Genomic DNA, 20,724 nt, shown 5'->3' with positions numbered 1-20,724 from the left:
TCAAAGGCGGATATCAGACTGGCCTGCCGGAAACAGATATTTCAAGTCGTAAATCAGGTGACCAGCGCTTTTGCCAAGATTGCGAATGCTTTCAATGCCCATCGCTTTAAATTGTTGATGGCCGACCGCAATGATAATCGCATCGTAAGCACCTTGCGCAGGCTCCTCCACTGGCACGATGCCATACTCATCCTCAGCCTCAGGTACTGAAACCCAGGGATCGAAGACATCAACCTTGGTGTTGTATTCCTGTAGCTCTCGAATGATATCAATCACCCGCGTATTACGCAGATCCGGACAGTTTTCCTTGAAGGCCAACCCCATCACCAGTACTTGCGCCCCTTCGACGTGAATACGCTTTTTCAGCATCGACTTTACCAGTTGGGAGACCACGTAGACCCCCATGCCATCATTAAGGCGGCGACCGGCGAGGATAATTTCTGGATGGTGGCCGATGGTCTGTGCCTTGTGAGTCAGGTAATACGGATCCACGCCAATGCAGTGGCCACCCACCAAGCCAGGACGGAACGGCAAAAAGTTCCATTTAGAGCCCGCCGCTTCCAGAACCGCTTCGGTGTCGATCCCCATTTTGTTAAAGATCATCGCCAACTCATTAATCAGGGCAATATTCAGATCCCGCTGAGTATTCTCAATCACTTTCGCCGCCTCAGCCACCTTGATGCTGCTTGCCTTGTGAGTCCCTACCGTAACGATCTCTTCGTATAGCGAATCCACCAAATCAGCCGTTTCCGGGGTTGAACCGGAAGTGACTTTCTTAATGTTGGTAACGCGGTGTTCTTTATCCCCCGGATTGATACGCTCAGGGCTATAACCTGCATAAAAATCCTGGTTATAAACGAGGCCAGACACCCGTTCGAGAACCGGTACGCAGTCCTCCTCGGTTGCCCCCGGATAAACCGTAGACTCGTAAATGACAACGTCGCCTTTCTTAAGAGTCTTCCCTATCGTTTCACTTGCCTTGATCAAGGGAGTTAGGTCTGGCCGCTTGTGCTCGTCAATAGGCGTTGGCACCGTTACGATATAGATATTCGCGGATTCCAGATCATCAGAGCTGGCGGTATAGCTGAGACAACTCGCCAAGCTGAGCTCCGAACCACTGACCTCCAACGTATGATCATGTCCATTTCGAAGTTCATCGACACGTTTCTGATCGATATCAAAGCCGATAACAGGACGCTTTTTACCGAACTCCACCGCAAGTGGTAGGCCGACGTAACCGAGGCCGATTACAGCGATAATATGGTTACTTGTTTCCATCGTGTTTACTTGCTTTTTCTATAGCAGTGAATTAAATCCTTCTTGAGCGGGCTTTCCATTTAGCTAGTCGCCACCAGAAACCTTAAGGCACGAGTTGATGCCCTCACCCCTGACCAGCCATTTGAGAGCGAACCGCCGCAAAAAACTCCGCCAAGAGCACTGTCAAGAGCCCAAGCACGCCGCCCAAAAAAATAGATAGCACAACTATCAACATTCTTTTCGGCCCTGTAGCATCATGACTTTGTCGTGCAACCACCAACTGCTCCATGGGTTGCAGATTGGACAACGTCAATTCCAGATCAAGCTTACGATCCACTGCTTCAGCCAGCGCCTCTCCACTAACACCGTCTTCCTGAAGCGATTTAACAATATCCTCAACCGCTTTGAGCTGCAGTGTCAGCCTTTTCCTATACTGACTCAGCTTCCGAACCTGATCTTCGGACACAGCCTGAATAAGTGTGCTGTGAATCTTTTCTACGGTTTTCACTTGATCGTCGCTAGCTTCCGAGATTAACTTGACCAAATCTGAATTCTTCGGGGCCTCAACCGTTACACTTAGCGGGAATACTCCCTCATCCGCGATGTAGTTCGCTCGAACCTCAGGCAACCATCGATCTTCGATTGCCGCGAGCAATGCCGGCGGTGACTCCAGCGCTTGGTCCGAATCGATCATGGCTCCCTGCACCAAACTCGTGTAGCGATACGTAGTCTCTGCCATAAGCGCATACACCACCCCTGCCAGGGCGCAAACCGAGAAAACCAGATAAAACAAACGCCTACGGCGTAAAAAGGTAACTGCTAGATCAACCAAGCTGATTTCGTCACTTAGTTCGCTTTGCGCCTGAGCCGATGTATCTGTCATGTACTGAACCTACCACTGTCTTTCCCATAATGAGAGTCTGGCAACGCTTCTACGCCACCGCCCGTCCATCAGCCTTGATGGCATAAGGCGAGGCGCATAGAGTCTATTGCAATCGCCGACTGATGTCATTTACATTCCATCAAGCTCGAAAGTAGATCTCAACCAGCCATTTTTGCTGGCAAAGCCTTAAACAAGAGGCTCGGCACTCCTCTTGTACTCTGCTTGCGCGGATGGACGGAGCCGGGACGATACCCAGTTAGGAGTCATTTTTACTACGGAGATTTCGATAAAGAAGAGAGTGCATGACGCGACAGAGGCTGCATTACTGCACGCTTTTACATACCAGGTGAAAGCAAAGCCATAACCTCAACCGAGCCAAAAAGGCAGGTCCAGAAACAATTCTTAACATGGTCGAACAGCATTGGAAAAATAGATTTTATAAAAATTACTACTACACAATATCAACAGGATTGCTGCTGCCTCTCGTTATCGAAACTGCACCGGATCATCCTGCGGTGGCCAAACACAAGTTAGCCAATTCCCATAAAACATATCGGCATCAGCACGCATAATAGACGAACCCAGAAGTTGACCTTGATCCAAAATCAGCAGAAATAATTATTCGGAAACAGAAGATACAGGGCGCTTCTTTGGACGAATTTTTTAAATCATCCTTTTATTTTCACAGTTCAAAAAATTAAACCCAGCACCTCCCGGACATACGCCCCTTGCATGAAATTTCAACCTAAACCTTTCGGAGCTCGATTTGTTGGAAAACTCACGGCACCGCGCACCCCGCTGGCTTATAGCTCTCCTTCCAGCTAGGCACTGCAGATTTATCAATAATGCAAGACCACCTACCGGAAGAAGATCTTTGAAAACGTATGACCAACCCCGACAAATTCTGCTGTGCATTGCCGCCCATGGTCACCTGTAGATGCCCTGTTCCGTCAGGATTAATCACCGCAATCTCCACTGCCGAACTACCTGTCGTCAGCTCAGAAGGTGTATACCCAAGGCTTTCATTGGTTACTTCAGTCAGACTTGACAGGTTTGACTCGAATGCGGTTCTGTAAACGCCAAGCTCACTAACCACTCGATTTATTTGAGCTCTTGCTGCATAGCCTTGCAGCAAAGGAATCGATATGGCCGCCAAGATTCCAATCAAAGCCACTACGATCATTATTTCGAGCAAAGAAAAACCTACATGTTTACTTCGCATATCTATTCTCAAAACCGAAAAGGAGATCTAACATTAAGCAAAACCAGGGCCAAATACAGAACGAACTTACTACTAGCAAACACTGAATCCAGCAATCCAACAATGCTTAAAAACTATGCCCTTAGAACCATGAGCCCGTCGGAAAAGCTGAAGCACAAGAAGCCTTGCCTTTCGACAACCACTCTTCGATAAAGTACCCCTACCTCAACAACGCGAATTCGATGACCGAAAGCTTTATCAAAAAAACGCGCAAACATAAGGCGTTAATTCGTAAAGCCGAGACAGCCAAAGGCACGAAGCCACTAGAAGTAAAGTTAGCGTTTCTCATATCGCTCATGCCAGCCAGGGCAGTAATCATGGCCGTCCGCCCAAAACCTTGGACCGTAACTGAGGTTAACCTTTCCATCCGGCGAGACCAGCAGCTCTCTTTGCATGGCAAGATCTGCTTTTACACCCCACAGCGTTAACGCTAAAAATGCAACCAAAAGCAATAACCTAATCGATCGATAACCTAGTGACCCGGAAGCCACTTGTAGAAAAAATCTCTCTCCCCCAAAAATCTGCAGCGCCCAGCCAAACACAAGCACGATTAGCATCTGCTGCAGTGGCCCCGTTATCATTCCCTCCATCATACTTGCAGTTACGACTGTGATCAGAGTGGCAAACAGGGAGTAATGAAGGACACTGCACTCGGGACGAAAACGAAGGTGTTGAACAAGCTTTATAAAGATAAATAAGGCAAGTGCAAATGCCAGAAGGGTTACCAGAAGCCCCCACTCCGAAAGGAATTGAAAAAACAGGTTATGAGGAGTCGCTACAAGCTGATTACTAAAGCAAGCAAAGGATCCAGGACCATTACCGAGCCACGGCCTCTCAAGAAAATGAACCCAAGCGTTCCACCATAATTCCAAGCGCCCGCTTGAAGAAGCCCGAGCAAAGCTCATCCCCCCTTCTCCCAGCAGGGGCTGCCCCAGAAAGTGCGCCACACCAACACGCATAACCAGGAAGACGCACAATCCGCCGATAAACTGCGCACCTAACACCCTAAACCATTGCAAAGCATCGCGCCCTGCAGTCAGGAAAAGAACAAGCAGTGAAAACGGCAAAGCTATCAGTGCTGCTCGCGTACCAGTTAGTAAGAGCAGTGCCCACCAAAGAACGGCCGTTAATGCGACAAAACGTCGCCAGCCAATTGAATCTGCCTGCAACCAAGCAGCTGGGAGCAACAACAACGTTAAAAACTGCAGCTCAGCCAAAACGCGTACATTGACAAAAGCACCAAATATGATGCGTGGATCCAGCTTGTTTATGGAAAGGCTGAGCAGCAGTCCCTCCAAAACGATCAAGGAACATCCGAAACTGAACAAAACTAAACCAGTGTATGCTGCTCGATCGAAACTAGCCGCCCCGGCGTGCGCCCTTACCTTGGCAACCGCGAGAACTCCGGCAAACAACGCTAAATAAAGAGCCCCCTCCCTAAACGCTAGCCATCGATTGTCCGCCTGCCAAACCGCTAGCACCATGAGTAAAAGCAAAACAACGCAACCACCGCCCCAGATTCGTCCCCAGCGGAAACGAATAGTCAGCGTCACACCGACACACAAGATGCAACCGAGGATCAGGATCTCAAAATAACGCTGAGCGTTGTAAGCAAAACCCGGCTTCCAACCCAGGTAACCAAAAAAAGCCGCGACCCAAATTAAAATCAATAAAGGCAGAAAAGCTCGCCGGAAGCAACAAGTTAATTTCATAATATTTATCTGGACAACCTAGCTTTATTTTTCTGCTCCACCGACAAAATTGTCTCACCCCGTGGAGCGAGGCCCTTCTCGATACAATTTGCAATTCCGGCAATTCGCGCAGGTGAAAAAGTATCAGCCAACATACTATGGTTCAGCATAATAGGTGCGGAGCGAGGGTAACGGTAAGCTAGATGCTCGGCTGCCACACAAGCTTCTTGATATTCTTCATCCAGGACCAGCAATGAAAATTCACGCAAAAGGACCAGATCTCTGGGCTGCCAACGCTTCATCCTCCGAGCTTCCCGCAGCTGCCAATCGACGTTAGCACTCTCGGGTGCAAAATCTCGATACTTCCGCAGTATGGCGTAAGGCCCCATTAAAGAGTCGTTGGCCAAAAAGGATAATTTCTGATAATCCTCACTCCCACGATTTACTTCAACTGCTACCGAGCTGATGCGAAAAAACTGATACCCCACATTGACCAGAAGAACTATCACCATTAAGCACCCGCAGATACCCACCACAGGCTTAAGCCAGCGGGAATCACCTTCGACAGTTTTAATCTCGAAGAGGTTAGTCAACAATAAACAGAATAAGACCAAAAACCAGAAATACCATAAAGGATATTCCAGATTACTATGGATAAAGAGAAGACCAATTCCACCAATTGAAAAAAATCGAGCCAATGTCATCGATTGCTTTAGCGCCACATGAGCGATGAGCGCCACAAACCCAAGCACGATGATCAAACCGAACAGCCCAAACTCGACGAGCATCATGCTGAAAATGTTATGGGAGTGAAGCCATGTTCCCGGCACCAAGCCTTGAGGAGGTGAAGTCATGTCAGCTTGATAGGAAAACTGTGGATAGTTCCCGGGCCCGACCCCAAACATCCATTGCAAGTCGGAAAACGCCCCCACCCCCGATATAACTTTAGTTAGCTCCGTCAACCTGGCATTGTCATGTAACACATCCCTGCCGACCAGAGAAACAGCCATTCCCTGATCTAGCAACCCGAAAGAAACCAACCGGTCCTGTAAAAGCTGATTTAATGGTGGGACGAGAAACAACATGATAATAATCATAAAAATGCTTCGAGCCAGCAACTTACACGCGTATATCGTCTCCTCTTCCCGATAACGCGATAAACGGCTAACAAAGATCAATGCGAACAACCCCGCCACCATAAGCCAGGACATTCGCGAGGCGGAACACGCCAACACCCAGCCAAATAACATGGTGCTACCGAGCCACAACCCTTTCTGCCTTATACTGGACATAGCCACTGCCGAAGCCAGAACCCCCAACCAACACATTGTCGTAGTTAGGTTTGACTGCCCCCAGACACCAGTTAGGCGCCCACCCACAGGCTCGGCCCATGAAAACAGTAACGCAAGGACTCCGTAGTATTTCAGAAGACTTATAAGCCCATAAATAAAACAACCCGCCCACAAAAACCCGGCTAGACTATTGTGAAATTGCTTTGGATTGCTCTTTTTCAGATCGCTAGCAGCCACCAGGGCCAAAATACAAATAATAAAAGCAACGAGATACCACCGCCAAGCAGCCTCATAAGTATAACTATTCACCAGCACCGAGGCAGCTAACGCAACTATCAAACAGAGAAAGAAGAACACAGCGACATTGAAGCGAAAGCGTTTATCGCGCTTTATTATCAAAGGAATGGCAAAAAGGAAACCGACACAAAGCCATGTTAAGCCACCGCTTACAGCCGAGTATAATGGCCAGACCCTAAACAGACCTAACGCTGGCACTAACATAAGAAACGATAGCACAACTACCGACAACCGAGGGAGCTGAGCGGTCTCTGTCTTCAAGCCATTCATAAATCCTCACCCCACTTCTGAGCAACAACCGGATAATTCAGAGCCGTTCAACGAAAAAGGCCCGGCTATAAAAGCCGGGCCTTTCTTTATCAGACCAGAGCTACATCGGATCTGACGCGTTCTAAAATTAAGAGCTGACCGGGCAGCCTGACGGAGCGTAGGAGTCATCCCAACCACCGCCAACAGAGCCGGTAGTAACAGCACATGACCAAGTGCCATCAGCCTCACGACTGAGAGTTACTGTCGCGCCATCAACCGCAGAACTGGCGTTGCCACCCAACTCACCGCCGATAGTTCCAGCACCAGAGGAATCGAAGTTGAGGGTGAAGCTCTCCAGCAGATCAGAGCCGGCAAAACCTACGGCGTCTGCGCCACCAGAAGGAGTCGTGCCACGCATCAACTGCTCTTCAGCAGAGGTTTTCAGGGCAGACAACTCACCAACGACACGAGTAACCTGAGACCGCGCGATGTAGTCCTGATACTGCGGAATAGCAATCGCCGCCAGGATGCCGATGATCGCTACAACGATCATCAATTCGATGAGCGTAAAGCCCTTCTGCGCATGATTCATTTGGATATTTTTCATCAATAAACCTCGATTATACGTTTCATTTCCTTGTAAACCCGGTCGCCGGCAGGAGTTTGTCGCAACCGTAGCGAACCTGCCAATTTGAAAGCACAGTCCATGCCAACCCCGGAAATAGAAATAAAGTTATTATTTATCAGATATTTAAAAGCAAGCATCTTTCCGGTAACGCGCCAGCCGGCACACTTCGAACTGACACTAAAGGGCCAGCAGTGACACGCAGCGTCACCCCATGCCTTCTCAGTTCCAACATTGGCTCCAAACACCCACTTTCCAAACGAGGAGCGCCACTCTAAACTAACTCTCCATTAACGCTCAGCAACTTCTCGACAACACAGAACTTTATGCCACCAGACAATCACAACGTCACCCTGACAGGCCTCGCCCGCCGCTTTGTAGAAGATGGCCTCCTCGAAGAGGCAGCAGCTCGCGATGCCTTTATTCAAGCATCAAACAACAAAATCCCGCTGATCACTTATCTGGTACAGAATAATCTGGCAGATAGCCGGGGGTTGGCTTACTCGGCGGCTATGGAGTTCGGCGTATCAGTTTTGGACCTGTCCTCGTTCTCCCCCGAAATGCTGCCGGAGAAGATTGTTGACGAAAAGCTCATCCGGAAGCACAACGCACTGCCGCTCTATAAGCGCGGCAAGAGGCTGTTCATAGCCGTATCGGACCCCACTAACATCCAGGCGCTAGACGAAATCAAGTTCAACACTGGCTTGAGCACCGATGCTGTTCTGGCTGACGAAGCAAAGCTTCGAGAGATGATCGACCGGTACCTTGAATCGAGCGAAAGCTCGATGGGCGATTTGGAAGACTCAGAGCTCGAAGACATTGATGTGGAAGGCGGCGATGACGACGGTGATGACGGAGCGGTAAGCGCGTCTGACGTCGATGATGCCCCCATCGTCAAGTACGTAAACAAAGTTCTGCTCGATGCTATCCGGGGCGGGGCCTCTGACATCCATTTTGAGCCGTACGAAAAAACCTACCGCGTGCGTTACCGCACTGACGGCGTGCTGAAGGAAATGTCCAAGCCGTCTATCAAGCTGGCCCCAAAAATCGCCGCGCGAGTCAAAATCATGGCTCAGTTGGACATCTCGGAGCGTCGAGTGCCGCAGGACGGCCGGATCAAGATGAAGCTGTCCAAAACCAAGGCCATCGATTTCCGGGTCAACACCCTCCCTACCCTTTGGGGCGAAAAGATCGTTTTGCGTATTCTTGACCCCAGCTCCGCCAAGCTGGGGATCGACGCCCTCGGCTACGAGGACGAACAGAAGCAGATGTATATGGAAGCCCTGGAACAACCACAGGGCATGATCCTGGTTACGGGTCCGACCGGGTCCGGTAAAACCGTCTCCCTATATACCGGCCTCAACATTCTCAATACGCAAGAGCGGAATATCTCTACCGCTGAAGATCCGGCGGAAATTAACCTGGAAGGCATAAACCAGGTCAACGTTAACAACAAGGTGGGCCTGGGCTTTGCCGAAGCGCTACGCGCTTTCCTGCGCCAGGATCCGGATGTCATCATGGTGGGTGAGATTCGGGATCTCGAGACCGCTAACATTGCCATCAAGGCGGCTCAGACAGGCCACCTGGTTCTGTCGACCCTTCACACCAACAGCGCTCCTGAAACGCTCACGCGAATGATGAATATGGGCGTACCGGCGTTCAACATCGCAACTTCCGTCAGCCTGATCATTGCCCAGCGACTGGCTCGACGTCTCTGTAGCTGCAAGGAGCCAGTCGAAGTCCCCAAGGACGTGCTTTTGAAGGAAGGCTTCACAGAGCAACAAATCGATACAGGCTTTACTTTGTACCGTCCCAAGGGCTGTGATAAATGCAATGGTGGATATAAGGGCCGCGTCGGCATCTACGAGGTCGTCAAGGTCACAGAGAACCTCGCCAACATGATTATGGAAGAGGCGAGCTCCATTCAGATTGCAAAACAGGCTCAGGCGGAAGGCTTCGCCAACTTGAGACAGTCCGCGATCAAGAAGGTCATGGACGGGGTAACCAGTCTCGAGGAAGCGAACCGCGTGACGAAGGATTAACGATGGCAGAAAACGCGCAGAAACTCGCGACTTACATTTGGGAAGGCAAGGACCGCAAGGGCAACAAGACCAAGGGTGAAGTATCGGGAGTTAATCAGGCGCTGGTGAAAGCCCAGCTTCGCAAACAGGGCATCATGCCCGACAAAGTTAGAAAGAAACCTAAGCCGCTCTTCGGAGGCAGTAAGAAGATATCTCCGTTTGATATCGCATTGTTGACTCGGCAATTGGCAACCATGATGAAAGCCGGTGTCCCGCTTGTTCAGAGCTTTGATATCGCCGGCGACGGCATGGAACATAAGGGCCTGAAAGAGCTGATCGCCAGCATCCGGAACGACGTGGCGTCTGGAACGAGTTTCGCCGCAGCTCTACGAAAGCACCCGCGCCACTTTGACGATTTGTATTGCAATCTGGTTGATTCCGGTGAAAAAGCCGGTGCACTTGAGCAAATGCTTGAGAGGATAGCGACTTACCTTGAGAAAACAGAAGGTCTCAAGAAGAAAGTTAAAAAAGCGATGACCTACCCTATCGCGGTCATCGTGGTGGCCATAATTGTCACAGCCATACTGCTCGTGAAGGTCGTACCTCAATTTGAAAGCCTGTTTAAAGGATTTGGCGCCGACCTTCCGGTGTTCACGCAAATGGTCGTAGAGCTATCCAAGTGGATGCAATCCTGGTGGTTCGTTGTGTTGCTGGCAATTTCGATTGTTCTTTTTGCGTTTCGAGAGGGCAAACGGCGCTCGCCAAAGTTTTCTGATGCAGTTGACAAAGTTGTTCTGAAAATCCCGGTACTCGGCGAGATCATTGATAAGTCTGCGGTGGCCAAATTTGGCCGAGTCCTGTCAACGACATTCGCTTCCGGTGTTCCGTTGGTTGACGCACTTGACTCAGTCTCCGGAGCAACCGGTAACGCGCTCTATCGAGACGCCGTCAAAAACATCAAGGACGAGGTTTCCAGCGGCACACAGTTGCAGGCTGCCATGCGGCAGACAGGAGTCTTCCCCATTATGGCTGTCCAGCTCACCGCCATTGGGGAGGAATCTGGTAACCTCGACGAGATGCTATCAAAGGTCGCCGACCACTATGAGGGCGTCGTTGACGACATGGTCGACAACCTGACCGCATTAATGGAGCCAATGATCATGGCGGTCCTCGGCGTACTGATCGGTGGACTCATTATTGCGATGTATCTTCCCATCTTCCAAATGGGCCAAGTCGTCGGCTAGAAAGACATGACTGAGAGACCCCAAAGCTCAATGGGGTCTTCCTGTATCGTATTATGTTTCCTCCTATAGACAAGCTCTCCAATGACGAACTTTGATACACTCATCCAGTCCCCCGCATACCTCTACCCCATCCTAATCTTCCTAACCCTCTGCATCGGCAGCTTCCTGAACGTCGTCATCCTCCGCCTCCCCAAGATGATGGAGCAGGACTGGCGCTGTCAGTGCGAAGATTTCCTGGAGGTGCCGGAAGGCAAACGCAAGGACGATCGGAAGATCACCCTCGCCTCGCCCAATTCCACCTGCCCCTCCTGCGGCCACGAGATCAAGCCCTGGGAGAACATTCCGGTCATCAGCTACCTGCTGTTGCGTGGCAAGTGTGCCGCCTGCAAGTCCGGCATTTCCGTTCGCTACCCGCTGATTGAAGCAGCTACGGCCGTTCTGTCCGTGTTTACAGTGGCCTGGCTGGGTGCGACGCCGGCCAGCCTTTGGGCGCTGGTGCTAGTCTGGGCGCTGATTGCGCTGACGGTGATCGACTTCGACACCCAACTGCTGCCGGACAGCATCACCCTGCCCCTGCTCTGGCTGGGCCTGATCCTGAACTATTTCGGCGTGCTCACCGACTTCCAGAGCGCGTTCTGGGGCGCGATCTTCGGCTACCTGTCCCTCTGGTCCATCTACTGGCTGTTCAAGATCGTGACCGGCAAGGAAGGCATGGGCCACGGCGACTTCAAGCTGCTCGGTGCCCTGGGCGCCTGGCTGGGCTGGCAGTTGCTGCCGGCCGTGATCCTGCTGTCGTCCGTCGTTGGCGCCGTGATCGGGATCAGCCTGATCGTGTTCCGGGGTCACGGCCGTGAAGTACCGATTCCGTTCGGGCCCTACCTGGCGATTGCCGGCCTGCTCGCGCTGTGGTTCGGGCCGGAGCTGCAGAGCTTCTGGTTCAACTTTCTGGGCGTGTAGGAGATCGCATGCGCGTTATTGGTCTGACAGGCGGGATCGGCAGTGGCAAATCGAGCATCACAGCGTTGTTCGAGGCACGGGGGGTCCACGCGGTGGATGCGGACACGGTCGCCCGGGAGGTCGTCGAGCCCGGCCAGCCGGCGCTGGATCGCATTGCTGAGCACTTCGGCCGCGATATTCTCGACGGCCGTGGCGCCCTGGACCGCGCTGCGTTGCGGCAAATCGTGTTTGAGCAACCGGCCGAGCGGGAATGGCTTGAGCAGCTGCTGCACCCGATCATCCGGCAGGAGCTGATGCGCCAGCTCTGGTTGAGCGAGGACGCCGCGCCGCCCGCCGATTATGAGGCGGGTTACGTTCTGCTCGTCTCCCCGCTGCTGCTGGAAACCGACCAGAACCAGCTGGTGGATCGGGTCATCGTGATCGATGTGCCGGTCGACGTGCAGATCGAGCGCACCATGGCCCGGGACGCAAATGACCGGGACCAGGTGGAGCGGATCATCGCCGCCCAGATGGATCGTCAGGAGCGGCTCGACCGCGCGGATTTCGTCATAGACAATTCAGGCGCGCTCGACGAAGCTGAAAGTCAGGTGGTGCGCATCCACCAGCAGCTTTCTGAGGCCTGAACGCGACAAGGACAGCCCATCCGTGACCCGAGCATGCATTTTCTGCGAGATTGCCCAGGGCAAGGCCCCCAAGGCGCTCGTCTATGAAGACGATCACTGTCTCGCCTTCATGGACATCCACCCGCTGGGCGACGGGCACGTCCTGGTCATCCCGGTTGAACACGCCGTTCAGATCACCGATTTGGCTCCGGAAACCTCCGAGCACCTGTTCAACGTGGCCCAACGGATCCTGCGCGGCCAGCGGCGTTTGGGCCTGGGGCTGAACGGTACCCATATCCTGCTCAACGATGGCGAGGCGGCGAATCAGACGGTTCCGCACGCCCATATTCACGTCATCCCCCGCAAGAAAGGCGATAGCTTGCGTTCGGCCAGCCGGTTGCTGCTGCACGTCACCGGATTGTTCGGCGCCAGGGCGAAACGGACCACCCTGGAGCAACAGGCGAAAGCGTTGCGATATGAGCTCGATGGCAGAACCCCGGACTAGCCCACCGCCCCGCGGCCTCTGCGGTCTTGTCTGCGTCTTCGCTCTCTTTGGGTCGGTATCAGTGGGCGCAGCCACCAACGGCGAAGAGGAAGCCTACACGGCGCCGCTGACGATGGACGCGGTGCCGGCGGACTACTACACCTTCTCACCCGACGAAACCAACTATCCGCTTGTCGACTCCTGGTGGATCGATGCCTCCGACTGGGTCATCCGCCAGCATCAGCGCCGTTCGGTGCAGGTACAAAGCATGGGCGCCTGGGCCGACCGCACCTTGTCCGGCGACGCCTATGCCCTGCCCGCCAACGAAAGTTACCTGCGCATCGGCTTCGCCACCCGCTCCGAAACCGGCGACCTGGCCCAGATCGAGCCGGAGGCCCGGTTCCGCCTGGACCTGCCCACGGTCGAGGAAAAACTGCGACTGGTCATTGAAAGCGAGAGCGAGGAGACCAAATCCCTCGCCGAGCGGGACCGGGACCGCCAGCTCACTGATGCCGAACGGACCGACACCGAGGCCACCGGCGCGCTGCGCTACATCACCGACCTGACGGACATGATCAACCTCACCAACGACGTGGGCGCGCGCCTGCGACTGCCGCCGGACGCCTTCTGGCGGGCCCGCGCCAAGGGCGAGTTTGAGCTGTCGCCGGCGTGGCGACTGAACATCGACCAGCGCGTCTATTACTTCCACCAGGATGGCTGGGGCGAGAGCACCTGGCTGGGGTTCCGGCGTCGTATCGGCGAGTGGAATTTCCTGAGCGCCTCGGAGTTGCGCTGGGTCCATTCCGACCGGGAGTTTGAGTTCTCGCAGATCCTGAGTATGGTGTCACGGCCCAACAACCGGGCCGAACTCAACCCGCGCCTCGGCATTCTCGGCGAGAGCCAGCCAGACTGGCGCACCACCGAGTATTTCGGCGACTTTACGTACCGCTATCGCCTGTACAGCACCTGGTTATACGGAGAGGTCATCCCCGCTGTGAATTTCTACCGCGACGACAGTTTTGACGCGACCACCTCGCTCACCCTGCGGATCGAGATGTTCTTCGCAGGCAACATCCGATGAGCCGCCATCCGTCCCGTCCGGCGCAGGACGCCCTGACACTCGAGCCCGTTGCCATCACCCGTTCGTGCTTCCGCGACAAGTTCGGCGTGCCGCGACAGCCCGGCCTGACTCGCCACGCCTGGGCCGACCTGGTAATCCAGCCGCCCTATAACCGCGAGGACGCCTTTCGCGGCCTGGAAAATTGCTCGCACCTGTGGCTGACCTTCCAGTTCCACGAAGCCGTCCGTGCCGAATGGCGTCCGACCATCCGCCCTCCGCGTCTGGGCGGTAATCGTAAGATCGGCGTCTTTGCCAGCCGCTCGCCGTTCCGCCCGAACAGTCTCGGGCTGTCCGTGGTGCGCAACGAGGGGCTGTTGCGCCGGGAGGGCGACCTCGTCCTGAGGATTCGCGAGCACGACCTGATCGAAGGCACGCCCATCCTGGACATCAAACCTTACCTGCCGTTTGCCGATGTGGTGGCCGACGCCCATATCGAATGGGCCTCGGACGCGCCCACCGAGCGGCTGACGGTTATATTCTCGGATGACGCCGAGCGTCAGCTTCAGGCGCTGGACGGCGACCGCTACCCGGATTTCCGCAGCCTGATCGAGGACGTGGTGGCCTACGATCCGCGCCCGTCATTTCGTCGGGGCCGGATCGAGGAACGGGTGTACGGCGCGCACCTATACGACCACAATGTGCGCTTCCGCTTCGACGACGGGCACGTAACCGTTTTGACGGTAACTCTGCTAGACTGAGATTCCAGCCAATCGGGGCTGAAACTGGAGGCTCAGTGATTCGGCAACCGCGATTTCCGGGATCGATCAAGGTTTTGGAACGATACTTGCCTGCAGATTCGAACCAGGAATTGCCGTAGTCGCAGCACTCGACCAGGGAACCGGTAGCGTGGCATTGAAACTATCCCTCAAGAAACTTGGCATTCGGCCATTGGCGGCCCGGTTGCTGGTTTATGTTCTGACATTCAGTTTCCTGCTGTCACTGGGCGCTACCGGAGCTCAAATGGCCGGCGAATTCGAGCGCCGCAAGAGTGACCTGAAGGAAGTCCAGAACCGGGCCGCCGAGATGCTGATCCCGGTCCTGAGCAGCAACCTCTGGATGCTCGATTTCGAAGCGGTGAGAACCAGTCTTGACGGCCTGATGGCGTTTCCGTCGATGCAGTACGCCGAAGTCCGGTCCGAGACCGGCGACGTGTTCCGCGTCGGCACTCCGGTCGATGACGAACGCCTCGAACAGCACTTCCAGATCAAGCTGGCCTCCGGCGAACGAGCCGGTCAGGTCCTGGGAACGCTGACCATCGCCTCCTCCCTGCAAACGGTCTACAACGACGTGGTCGGCCGTGGCCTGCTCCTGCTGCTATTCCAGACCCTGATCGTCATGCTCGGCACCCTGGGCCTGCTGGTGATCATGCGCCTGACCCTGACCCGGCACATGGAAGCCATCGCCGACTATATCAAGCGCCTCAATTTCGACGCCCTGATCGCCCCGCTTAAACTGCGCCGCAAACCGCCCCGCCGCCCCGACGAACTGAGCGAGGTGGAACACGCCCTCAATGTGATGCGCAACCAGTTGCTGGAAGAGGCCCGGGACCTGCGCCAATCCAACCTGCGCTCCCGGGACGAACGCGACGAAGCGGTGCGCGCGAACCACGCCAAGAACCTGTTCCTGGCCAACGTCAGCCACGAACTCAGAACACCGCTGCAATCGGTGCTGGGTTACGCCAGCCTGCTGGACGACACCGAACTGGATAACGAACAGCGTGATTTTGTACGCACGCTGCAAAGCTCCGCGGAAAGCCTGTCCGCCATCATCAACGACCTGCTCGACATCTCCAGCATGGAAGCGGGCAAGATGGTGCTGGAGGACATTCCCTTCGACCCGCGCGATACCCTCAACGACGTGGTGATCATGCTGGGCGACCGCGCCCGCGAGAAGGGGCTGGCACTGGAGCTTCGGGTGGACGAGAACCTGCCCTCGGCCCTGCGCGGCGACCCCATCCGGCTGCGCCAGGTGCTGCTGAACCTGGCCTCCAACGCCATCAAGTTCACCGACTCCGGCCATGTGCTGATCAGTGTCGAAGTGCTCGGCTACCGCAATCACCAGGTCCAGCTGCGAGTGGCCGTGGAAGACACCGGCGTAGGCATCCACTCCGAAGACCTGCCGCTGGTCTACGAGCCTTACGTGCAGCTCGGTCAACGCTTCCGCCGCCAGCTTCCCGGCGCCGGCCTGGGTTTGACCATCTGCCGCCAACTGGTGAACCTGATGGGCGGCCGGCTCGATGTTGAGAGCCGCCCCAGCGAAGGCTCCACGTTCTGGATCGAGCTCAACCTCGCCGTCGCGCCGGACGCCACCGCCCGGGTCCGCCCGGATTCACGCATGATCAGCGGCAAGCGCCTGCTGGTGGTGGATTCCTACGCCCTGTCTCGCAAAATCACGCTGGAAATGCTGTCGCGGCACGACGTGGACATCGAGGCGGTACGCTCCGCCGCAGAAGCGATCCTGGCGCTGCGTCAAAGCAGTGAGAGTGGCGCGCCTTTCGATGCCATCATCCTCGACGGCTTCGTGCCGGACATGGACAGCGATCTGCTGTGCCAGCAGGTGCGGGAGAATCCCGAGTGGAAGGACGTGCGCATCCTGGTGCTGTCGTCCAACCCCCAGCGTGGCGATGCCGAACATTTTCGACAGGCCGGCGCCGACGGCTTCCTCAGCAAGTCCCTGCGTGAATCCTGCCTGACGCCCATCCTGCACCAACTGTTTTCCGACCGCGCCAACCGCGAGCGCACCTTCCTCACCCGATTCTCCCTGCAACCCGGCCCCGAGCAGCGCGACCGCGAACCACTGCCCAGCCACCGGATGCGAGTGCTGCTGGTGGAGGACAACCCGGTCAACCGCACCCTGACCCGGCGCCTTCTGGAAAAGCTCGGCTGCGAGGTAACCACCGCCAATGACGGCGAAGCGGCCTTGGGGCTGATCCAGTGGCACCAGTTCGACATGATTTTCATGGACTGCGTCATGCCCCGGGTGGACGGTTTCGAAGCCACCCGTCGCCTGCGACAGCGCGAAAAGGAGCTGAACCAGCCGGCCGTTCCGGTGGTGGCGCTGACCGCCAGCGCCATGGAGAAGGACGAAGAGAAGTGCCGCCGCGCTGGCATGGACGCCTTTGTCGCCAAACCGGTCAACATGGAGATGCTCCGGGCGGTGCTGGAGCAATTCTGCCGGAGTGCAATCGACGTCTGAGCCGGTTAACATGACGCTCGATGGTACGGTTACTCCTTGACCAGCCATCACGAAGCCATTGATCGCCAACCGGTAATGAACCATCCATGCTTGTAACCTGTCCAACCTGCAAGACTGAGGCGGAGTGGGATACCAAGAATCCCTACCGTCCCTTCTGCTGCGAACGCTGCAAACTGATTGATCTGGGCGCCTGGGCGAATGAAGATTATCGCATCCCCGCCGAAGACGCCCATCCCGATGACCTGCCGGACGATGAGGACGATACCGATCTGCTGAAGCACTGATCGTTCGGGCGTTTGTTCTGCGGGAGTACAAACGGCCTGAGCGCTATCGGTGACTCGCGGCAAATGACCAGACTGTAACCGAGCTTTAAGTTGAGCGGCCCATAGCCCACCGCTAGCATGAGCCGCAGGTTTCATCGGAAGAAACGATTAACGATCCAACAGAAAAGACAATGGCGTCGAGCTATTTGCTGACGAGCCATCGACACAAAAGCTATCTACCAAAGAACCATCTATCAAAGAACCATCAAGAACGAACGATAAGGACACATCCATGAAATACAGCCGCCTTTCAGCTATGGCATTCACCCTGGCCGCCGCCGCAGCAACACCTGCGATGGCCGCGGATTTCGACCTCAGCCTGACCAACGATTCCGCCAAGGGCCAGATCAACTTCATGCCGAACACCGCCGACCTGCAGGCCGGTGCCGGTTACACCTACCACGACGGCAGCCGTCACATCGTCAACCTGGACGTGCACGCGCAGGGCCGCACCGCCGTTGGCAACCTGCCCACAACCGCCGGTATCGGCTTCAAGGGCATTGGCTGGGACGACGATGACCTGGACGGCGGCGCTGTCGGCATCGGCGGCTTCGCTACCATGAACATCCCCCGCGTACCCGGACTGTCGGTCAATGGCGCACTTCATTACGCTCCCAGCATTCTGTCTTTCGGCGACTCGGATGACATGACCAGCGTCGAGGCGCGCGTCAGCTACCGCGTCATCCGTAACGCCGAGGTCTTCGGCGGCTACCGCTACCTCAACACCGATCTGGATTCCCACGGCGATATCAACCTGGACGAAGGCATCATGGCCGGCATGAAGCTCTACTTCTGATCGCGCGTACGGTGCAATCGGCCTGCGGGCTATCTGTTCAGTAACGCTGTCCAGCAACCCTGTTCAGTCATCATGTCCAGCACCGATTTCCAGCATCGGCCGGGGCCTCCAGAGGCCCCGGTTTGCATTCCGTGCCCTCCCTCACTTTTTCCACCGCTCGCGATTGTTACCCTTTGTAAAAACAACAGGGAAACAATCACCACATGCCCTCCTCTATCCGGTTTCGTAAGCGGGCGTTGACCCGCCTGCTCCTGACGACGTGTCTGACTCTGACCCCGGCACTGCTCATGACGGCCTGCGGTGGTGGAGGTGACGACGCCGTTGATGAAGCCAGCCAGCGACCCAACAGCTTCCCCGGCAACAAAAACCCCGCCGATGGTTTTTCCGAATCCAGCACCGGCGACAGCAACAACGCCAACGGCCTGGCCAAAAACGAGGTGCGCATTACGCTGGAGGTGCCCTCACTGCTCGCGCCCTCGGCGCCCCGGTCCCGACGCAACCTGCGCCTGGTGCAGCCGGACCAGGTGCGCGTCTACCGCACTGACCACACCCTGAATCCGCTCAGCTCCACCGACACCCGCACCCGCCAGGATGACGACGGCTTCACCGTCATCGCCTTTACCGACGGCCAGCCGGTCGGCCCGGACGTGCTCATCGAAGCGGAATACGGTGGCACCACCCTGCGGGCCTTTGCCACCGACCGGGACCGGGATGTGAAGGTCAATCCGTTCTCAGAGTATCTGGTGCGCCACGGGTTGGGAGGTTACAACGCGACCGAGTTCGCAACCGTCATGGACTGCGTCGAATCCACCGACAGCGACGGCCTGTGCATCAACAAGTTCGTGTGGTCGACCCTGGCCGACCAGGTGCAGGACTTCGAAATCGATATTCCGGACGGCACCGACCTGGAAGGCGCTCTGGCGCAGCTCCACAGCCGCGCCGACTTCGCCGGCTACGTAACTGACATGGCTGGACTGGCCCAGGTCGCCCCAACGTCCACCAGCGCTATCTCCGCCGATTCGGTGACCATGAACAGCGTCTATTTCGGCCTTGAGCTGGGGCGCAGCAGCCGTTTCTCCGACACGCCGGCCGCCCAGTGGGCCACCCAACGCGCCTACGAAGAACGCATCGAGAACGGCGGCGTCGCCTACATCTATCCGGCACTGAGCCTGTCTTCCCTCGCCGTCTTCGACATCAATGTCACCTCCATGGCCGGCGACGTGCCCTATGAGCGCAGCACAGTGACCCGCTTTGGCGATGGCGACTTCGACGCCCGCGGCCGCTCTTTCTGGGGCATCAACAGCCACGCCACCTCACCCAGCGCCGCCAGCATCGTTGACCGGGACCGGTTACTCGCCGGCCAGTCGCTATACCAGAGCATCACCGACAGGAACAGCACCATGCCCGTGGGCTGGACCCGCAATCCCTTCTTCCTCGATGCTCATATCCTGTTGTCCGATGACTACCCCGACAGCCTGCTGTCCGCCCGTTTCTCCGGCGGCAAGGCCATCGAGCTGGAAACGGACGGCGAGGATTACCAGCGACTGGATACGCTGGAGGCTTACTACCTGTCCGCCTTTGACATCAGTCTGGCCCAGAGCGAGGCATTCGATGTCGCAACCCTCAAGGACGACTACAACGTCGTCAGCTTTTCCGCCGAGCTGGGAGACGCGACCCAGCCCTTCCGCGTCGAGTCGCTGGTCGGCACCTGGAGCGGGACCGGGCCGGGCGACTACACCCAGGCCGCGGACGCGCGAAGCCTGCATCGGGATGCCAGCGGCGCGGTCGGCATGTCCGCCCCCGACCGTTCGGACACCGCCCACGTGGGCCGGATCGAATCCCAGCTCAGCGCCGGCGACGTCTACAACGGTCGTCTGGCCCTGCTGTACGACGGCATCTCCGGCAGCATCCGCAACCAGGAGGGGCTGGGCGCGAGCAACCCGCAGGCCAGCCTGCTCGCCTTCAACCTGGACAACCCCACCCATGGCGAAGGACTGCTGCTGGCACTGGAACCCGGCAGCGGCGGCCCGGCCGAAGCCAGCTACCGCCTCAACGGCACGCTCGTGGGGCTGGGCGGCGATGCCCAGTTCCTGCACCATATCGACGACGGCGTGCTGTCCATCACCAGCGTCGCCGACGCGGAAGCGGTCGTGGTGCTGGACGGATTCCAGATCAGCGAGACCATCAGCTCCGCGCAGCTGCAGCCACCGACGCGGCTCGAGGCCGGGAATATGCCACTGACCTACACGGCCAGCGCCGATCGGCTCACCTTCAGCAGTGGCGATGGCAGCCTCGTCCTCGACGGCTTCATCTCCAGCGACCGGGAGTTCCTGGTGCTGCGTCTGCGCCGGACGCTGCCCGGCGGCGAGGCGTTCCTGGGCCTGTTGCTCGGCGCCCGAAACGACGGCTGAAGCGATTCTGAAAGCC

At 56.2% G+C, this 20,724-nt stretch carries 17 protein-coding genes; 11 read left to right on the top strand and 6 right to left on the bottom strand.

Annotated features, from left to right (window positions below):
• The 6 genes from tviB to DKK67_RS07575 form a co-directional block, all read right to left on the bottom strand.
• Entirely contained in the window at positions 1-1,278 is a 1,278-nt protein-coding gene (gene tviB / locus DKK67_RS07600) for a Vi polysaccharide biosynthesis UDP-N-acetylglucosamine C-6 dehydrogenase TviB (protein ID WP_111495781.1), read from the bottom strand.
• Positions 1,279-1,381: 103 nt separating this feature from the next.
• The gene (locus DKK67_RS07595) at positions 1,382-2,140 is read right to left on the bottom strand and encodes a Wzz/FepE/Etk N-terminal domain-containing protein (protein WP_111495780.1); all 759 of its coding nucleotides are present in this window, start codon (positions 2,138-2,140) and stop codon (positions 1,382-1,384) included.
• Positions 2,141-2,918: 778 nt separating this feature from the next.
• Positions 2,919-3,362 carry a pilin gene (locus DKK67_RS07590; RefSeq protein ID WP_111495779.1) on the bottom strand — a complete coding sequence of 148 codons (444 nt, stop codon included), beginning with the start codon at positions 3,360-3,362 and terminating at the stop codon, positions 2,919-2,921.
• A gap of 314 nt (positions 3,363-3,676) precedes the next feature.
• Positions 3,677-5,113 (bottom strand): O-antigen ligase family protein, encoded by a 1,437-nt coding sequence (locus DKK67_RS07585; protein ID WP_111495778.1) that lies wholly within the window; start codon positions 5,111-5,113, stop codon positions 3,677-3,679.
• A gap of 5 nt (positions 5,114-5,118) precedes the next feature.
• Positions 5,119-6,942 (bottom strand): PglL family O-oligosaccharyltransferase, encoded by a 1,824-nt coding sequence (locus DKK67_RS07580; RefSeq protein ID WP_162628778.1) that lies wholly within the window; start codon positions 6,940-6,942, stop codon positions 5,119-5,121.
• Positions 6,943-7,078: 136 nt separating this feature from the next.
• Positions 7,079-7,537, bottom strand: coding sequence for a pilin (locus tag DKK67_RS07575; protein ID WP_111495776.1), 459 nt, complete (start codon positions 7,535-7,537; stop codon positions 7,079-7,081).
• A 344-nt stretch (positions 7,538-7,881) separates the two neighbouring features.
• On the opposite strand from DKK67_RS07575, the gene pilB reads away from it, so the two are divergent.
• The 11 genes from pilB (at position 7,882) to DKK67_RS07520 (ending at position 20,708) form a co-directional block, all read left to right on the top strand.
• Positions 7,882-9,597, top strand: a complete 1,716-nt coding sequence (gene pilB / locus DKK67_RS07570; RefSeq protein WP_111495775.1) for a type IV-A pilus assembly ATPase PilB — start codon at positions 7,882-7,884, stop codon at positions 9,595-9,597.
• A 2-nt stretch (positions 9,598-9,599) separates the two neighbouring features.
• Entirely contained in the window at positions 9,600-10,820 is a 1,221-nt protein-coding gene (locus tag DKK67_RS07565; protein ID WP_111495774.1) for a type II secretion system F family protein, read from the top strand.
• An 81-nt stretch (positions 10,821-10,901) separates the two neighbouring features.
• Positions 10,902-11,777, top strand: coding sequence for a prepilin peptidase (locus tag DKK67_RS07560; protein WP_111495773.1), 876 nt, complete (start codon positions 10,902-10,904; stop codon positions 11,775-11,777).
• 8 nt (positions 11,778-11,785) lie between these two features.
• The gene (coaE, locus tag DKK67_RS07555; RefSeq protein ID WP_111495772.1) at positions 11,786-12,400 is read left to right on the top strand and encodes a dephospho-CoA kinase; all 615 of its coding nucleotides are present in this window, start codon (positions 11,786-11,788) and stop codon (positions 12,398-12,400) included.
• 22 nt (positions 12,401-12,422) lie between these two features.
• Complete coding sequence (locus DKK67_RS07550; RefSeq protein ID WP_111495771.1) at positions 12,423-12,884, top strand: HIT family protein; 462 nt, start codon at positions 12,423-12,425, stop codon at positions 12,882-12,884.
• 61 nt (positions 12,885-12,945) lie between these two features.
• Positions 12,946-13,944, top strand: a complete 999-nt coding sequence (locus DKK67_RS07545; RefSeq protein WP_228160534.1) for a hypothetical protein — start codon at positions 12,946-12,948, stop codon at positions 13,942-13,944.
• Positions 13,941-14,681, top strand: a complete 741-nt coding sequence (tsaA, locus tag DKK67_RS07540; protein ID WP_111495770.1) for a tRNA (N6-threonylcarbamoyladenosine(37)-N6)-methyltransferase TrmO — start codon at positions 13,941-13,943, stop codon at positions 14,679-14,681. Before DKK67_RS07545 ends, tsaA begins: the two co-directional genes overlap by 4 nt.
• A gap of 148 nt (positions 14,682-14,829) precedes the next feature.
• On the top strand, positions 14,830-17,178 hold the full coding sequence (locus DKK67_RS07535) for a hybrid sensor histidine kinase/response regulator (protein ID WP_322873905.1): 2,349 nt from the start codon (positions 14,830-14,832) through the stop codon (positions 17,176-17,178).
• Positions 17,179-17,264: 86 nt separating this feature from the next.
• Entirely contained in the window at positions 17,265-17,462 is a 198-nt protein-coding gene (yacG, locus tag DKK67_RS07530) for a DNA gyrase inhibitor YacG (RefSeq protein WP_111495769.1), read from the top strand.
• Positions 17,463-17,733: 271 nt separating this feature from the next.
• Complete coding sequence (locus DKK67_RS07525; protein ID WP_111495768.1) at positions 17,734-18,297, top strand: YfaZ family outer membrane protein; 564 nt, start codon at positions 17,734-17,736, stop codon at positions 18,295-18,297.
• Between the two features lie 203 nt (positions 18,298-18,500).
• The gene (locus DKK67_RS07520; RefSeq protein WP_162628777.1) at positions 18,501-20,708 is read left to right on the top strand and encodes a hypothetical protein; all 2,208 of its coding nucleotides are present in this window, start codon (positions 18,501-18,503) and stop codon (positions 20,706-20,708) included.
• Positions 20,709-20,724: the final 16 nt, after the last annotated feature.

Source organism: Marinobacter bohaiensis, from assembly GCF_003258515.1.
GTDB classification, from domain to species: Bacteria; Pseudomonadota; Gammaproteobacteria; order Pseudomonadales; family Oleiphilaceae; genus Marinobacter_A; species Marinobacter_A bohaiensis.
Note: the sequence above shows the minus strand (reverse complement) of the source record. Positions and strands in the feature narration are given on the sequence as shown.

Coding starts and splice junctions, on each gene's coding strand:
- DKK67_RS07595 (WP_111495780.1), bottom strand. CDS start 2,140: ATGACAGATACATCGGCTCAGGCGCAAAGCGAACTAAGTGACGAAATC.
- DKK67_RS07590 (WP_111495779.1), bottom strand. CDS start 3,362: ATGCGAAGTAAACATGTAGGTTTTTCTTTGCTCGAAATAATGATCGTA.
- pilB (WP_111495775.1), top strand. CDS start 7,882: ATGCCACCAGACAATCACAACGTCACCCTGACAGGCCTCGCCCGCCGC.
- tviB (WP_111495781.1), bottom strand. CDS start 1,278: ATGGAAACAAGTAACCATATTATCGCTGTAATCGGCCTCGGTTACGTC.
- coaE (WP_111495772.1), top strand. CDS start 11,786: ATGCGCGTTATTGGTCTGACAGGCGGGATCGGCAGTGGCAAATCGAGC.
- DKK67_RS07525 (WP_111495768.1), top strand. CDS start 17,734: ATGAAATACAGCCGCCTTTCAGCTATGGCATTCACCCTGGCCGCCGCC.
- tsaA (WP_111495770.1), top strand. CDS start 13,941: ATGAGCCGCCATCCGTCCCGTCCGGCGCAGGACGCCCTGACACTCGAG.
- yacG (WP_111495769.1), top strand. CDS start 17,265: ATGCTTGTAACCTGTCCAACCTGCAAGACTGAGGCGGAGTGGGATACC.
- DKK67_RS07575 (WP_111495776.1), bottom strand. CDS start 7,537: ATGAAAAATATCCAAATGAATCATGCGCAGAAGGGCTTTACGCTCATC.
- DKK67_RS07520 (WP_162628777.1), top strand. CDS start 18,501: ATGCCCTCCTCTATCCGGTTTCGTAAGCGGGCGTTGACCCGCCTGCTC.
- DKK67_RS07565 (WP_111495774.1), top strand. CDS start 9,600: ATGGCAGAAAACGCGCAGAAACTCGCGACTTACATTTGGGAAGGCAAG.
- DKK67_RS07560 (WP_111495773.1), top strand. CDS start 10,902: ATGACGAACTTTGATACACTCATCCAGTCCCCCGCATACCTCTACCCC.
- DKK67_RS07585 (WP_111495778.1), bottom strand. CDS start 5,113: ATGAAATTAACTTGTTGCTTCCGGCGAGCTTTTCTGCCTTTATTGATT.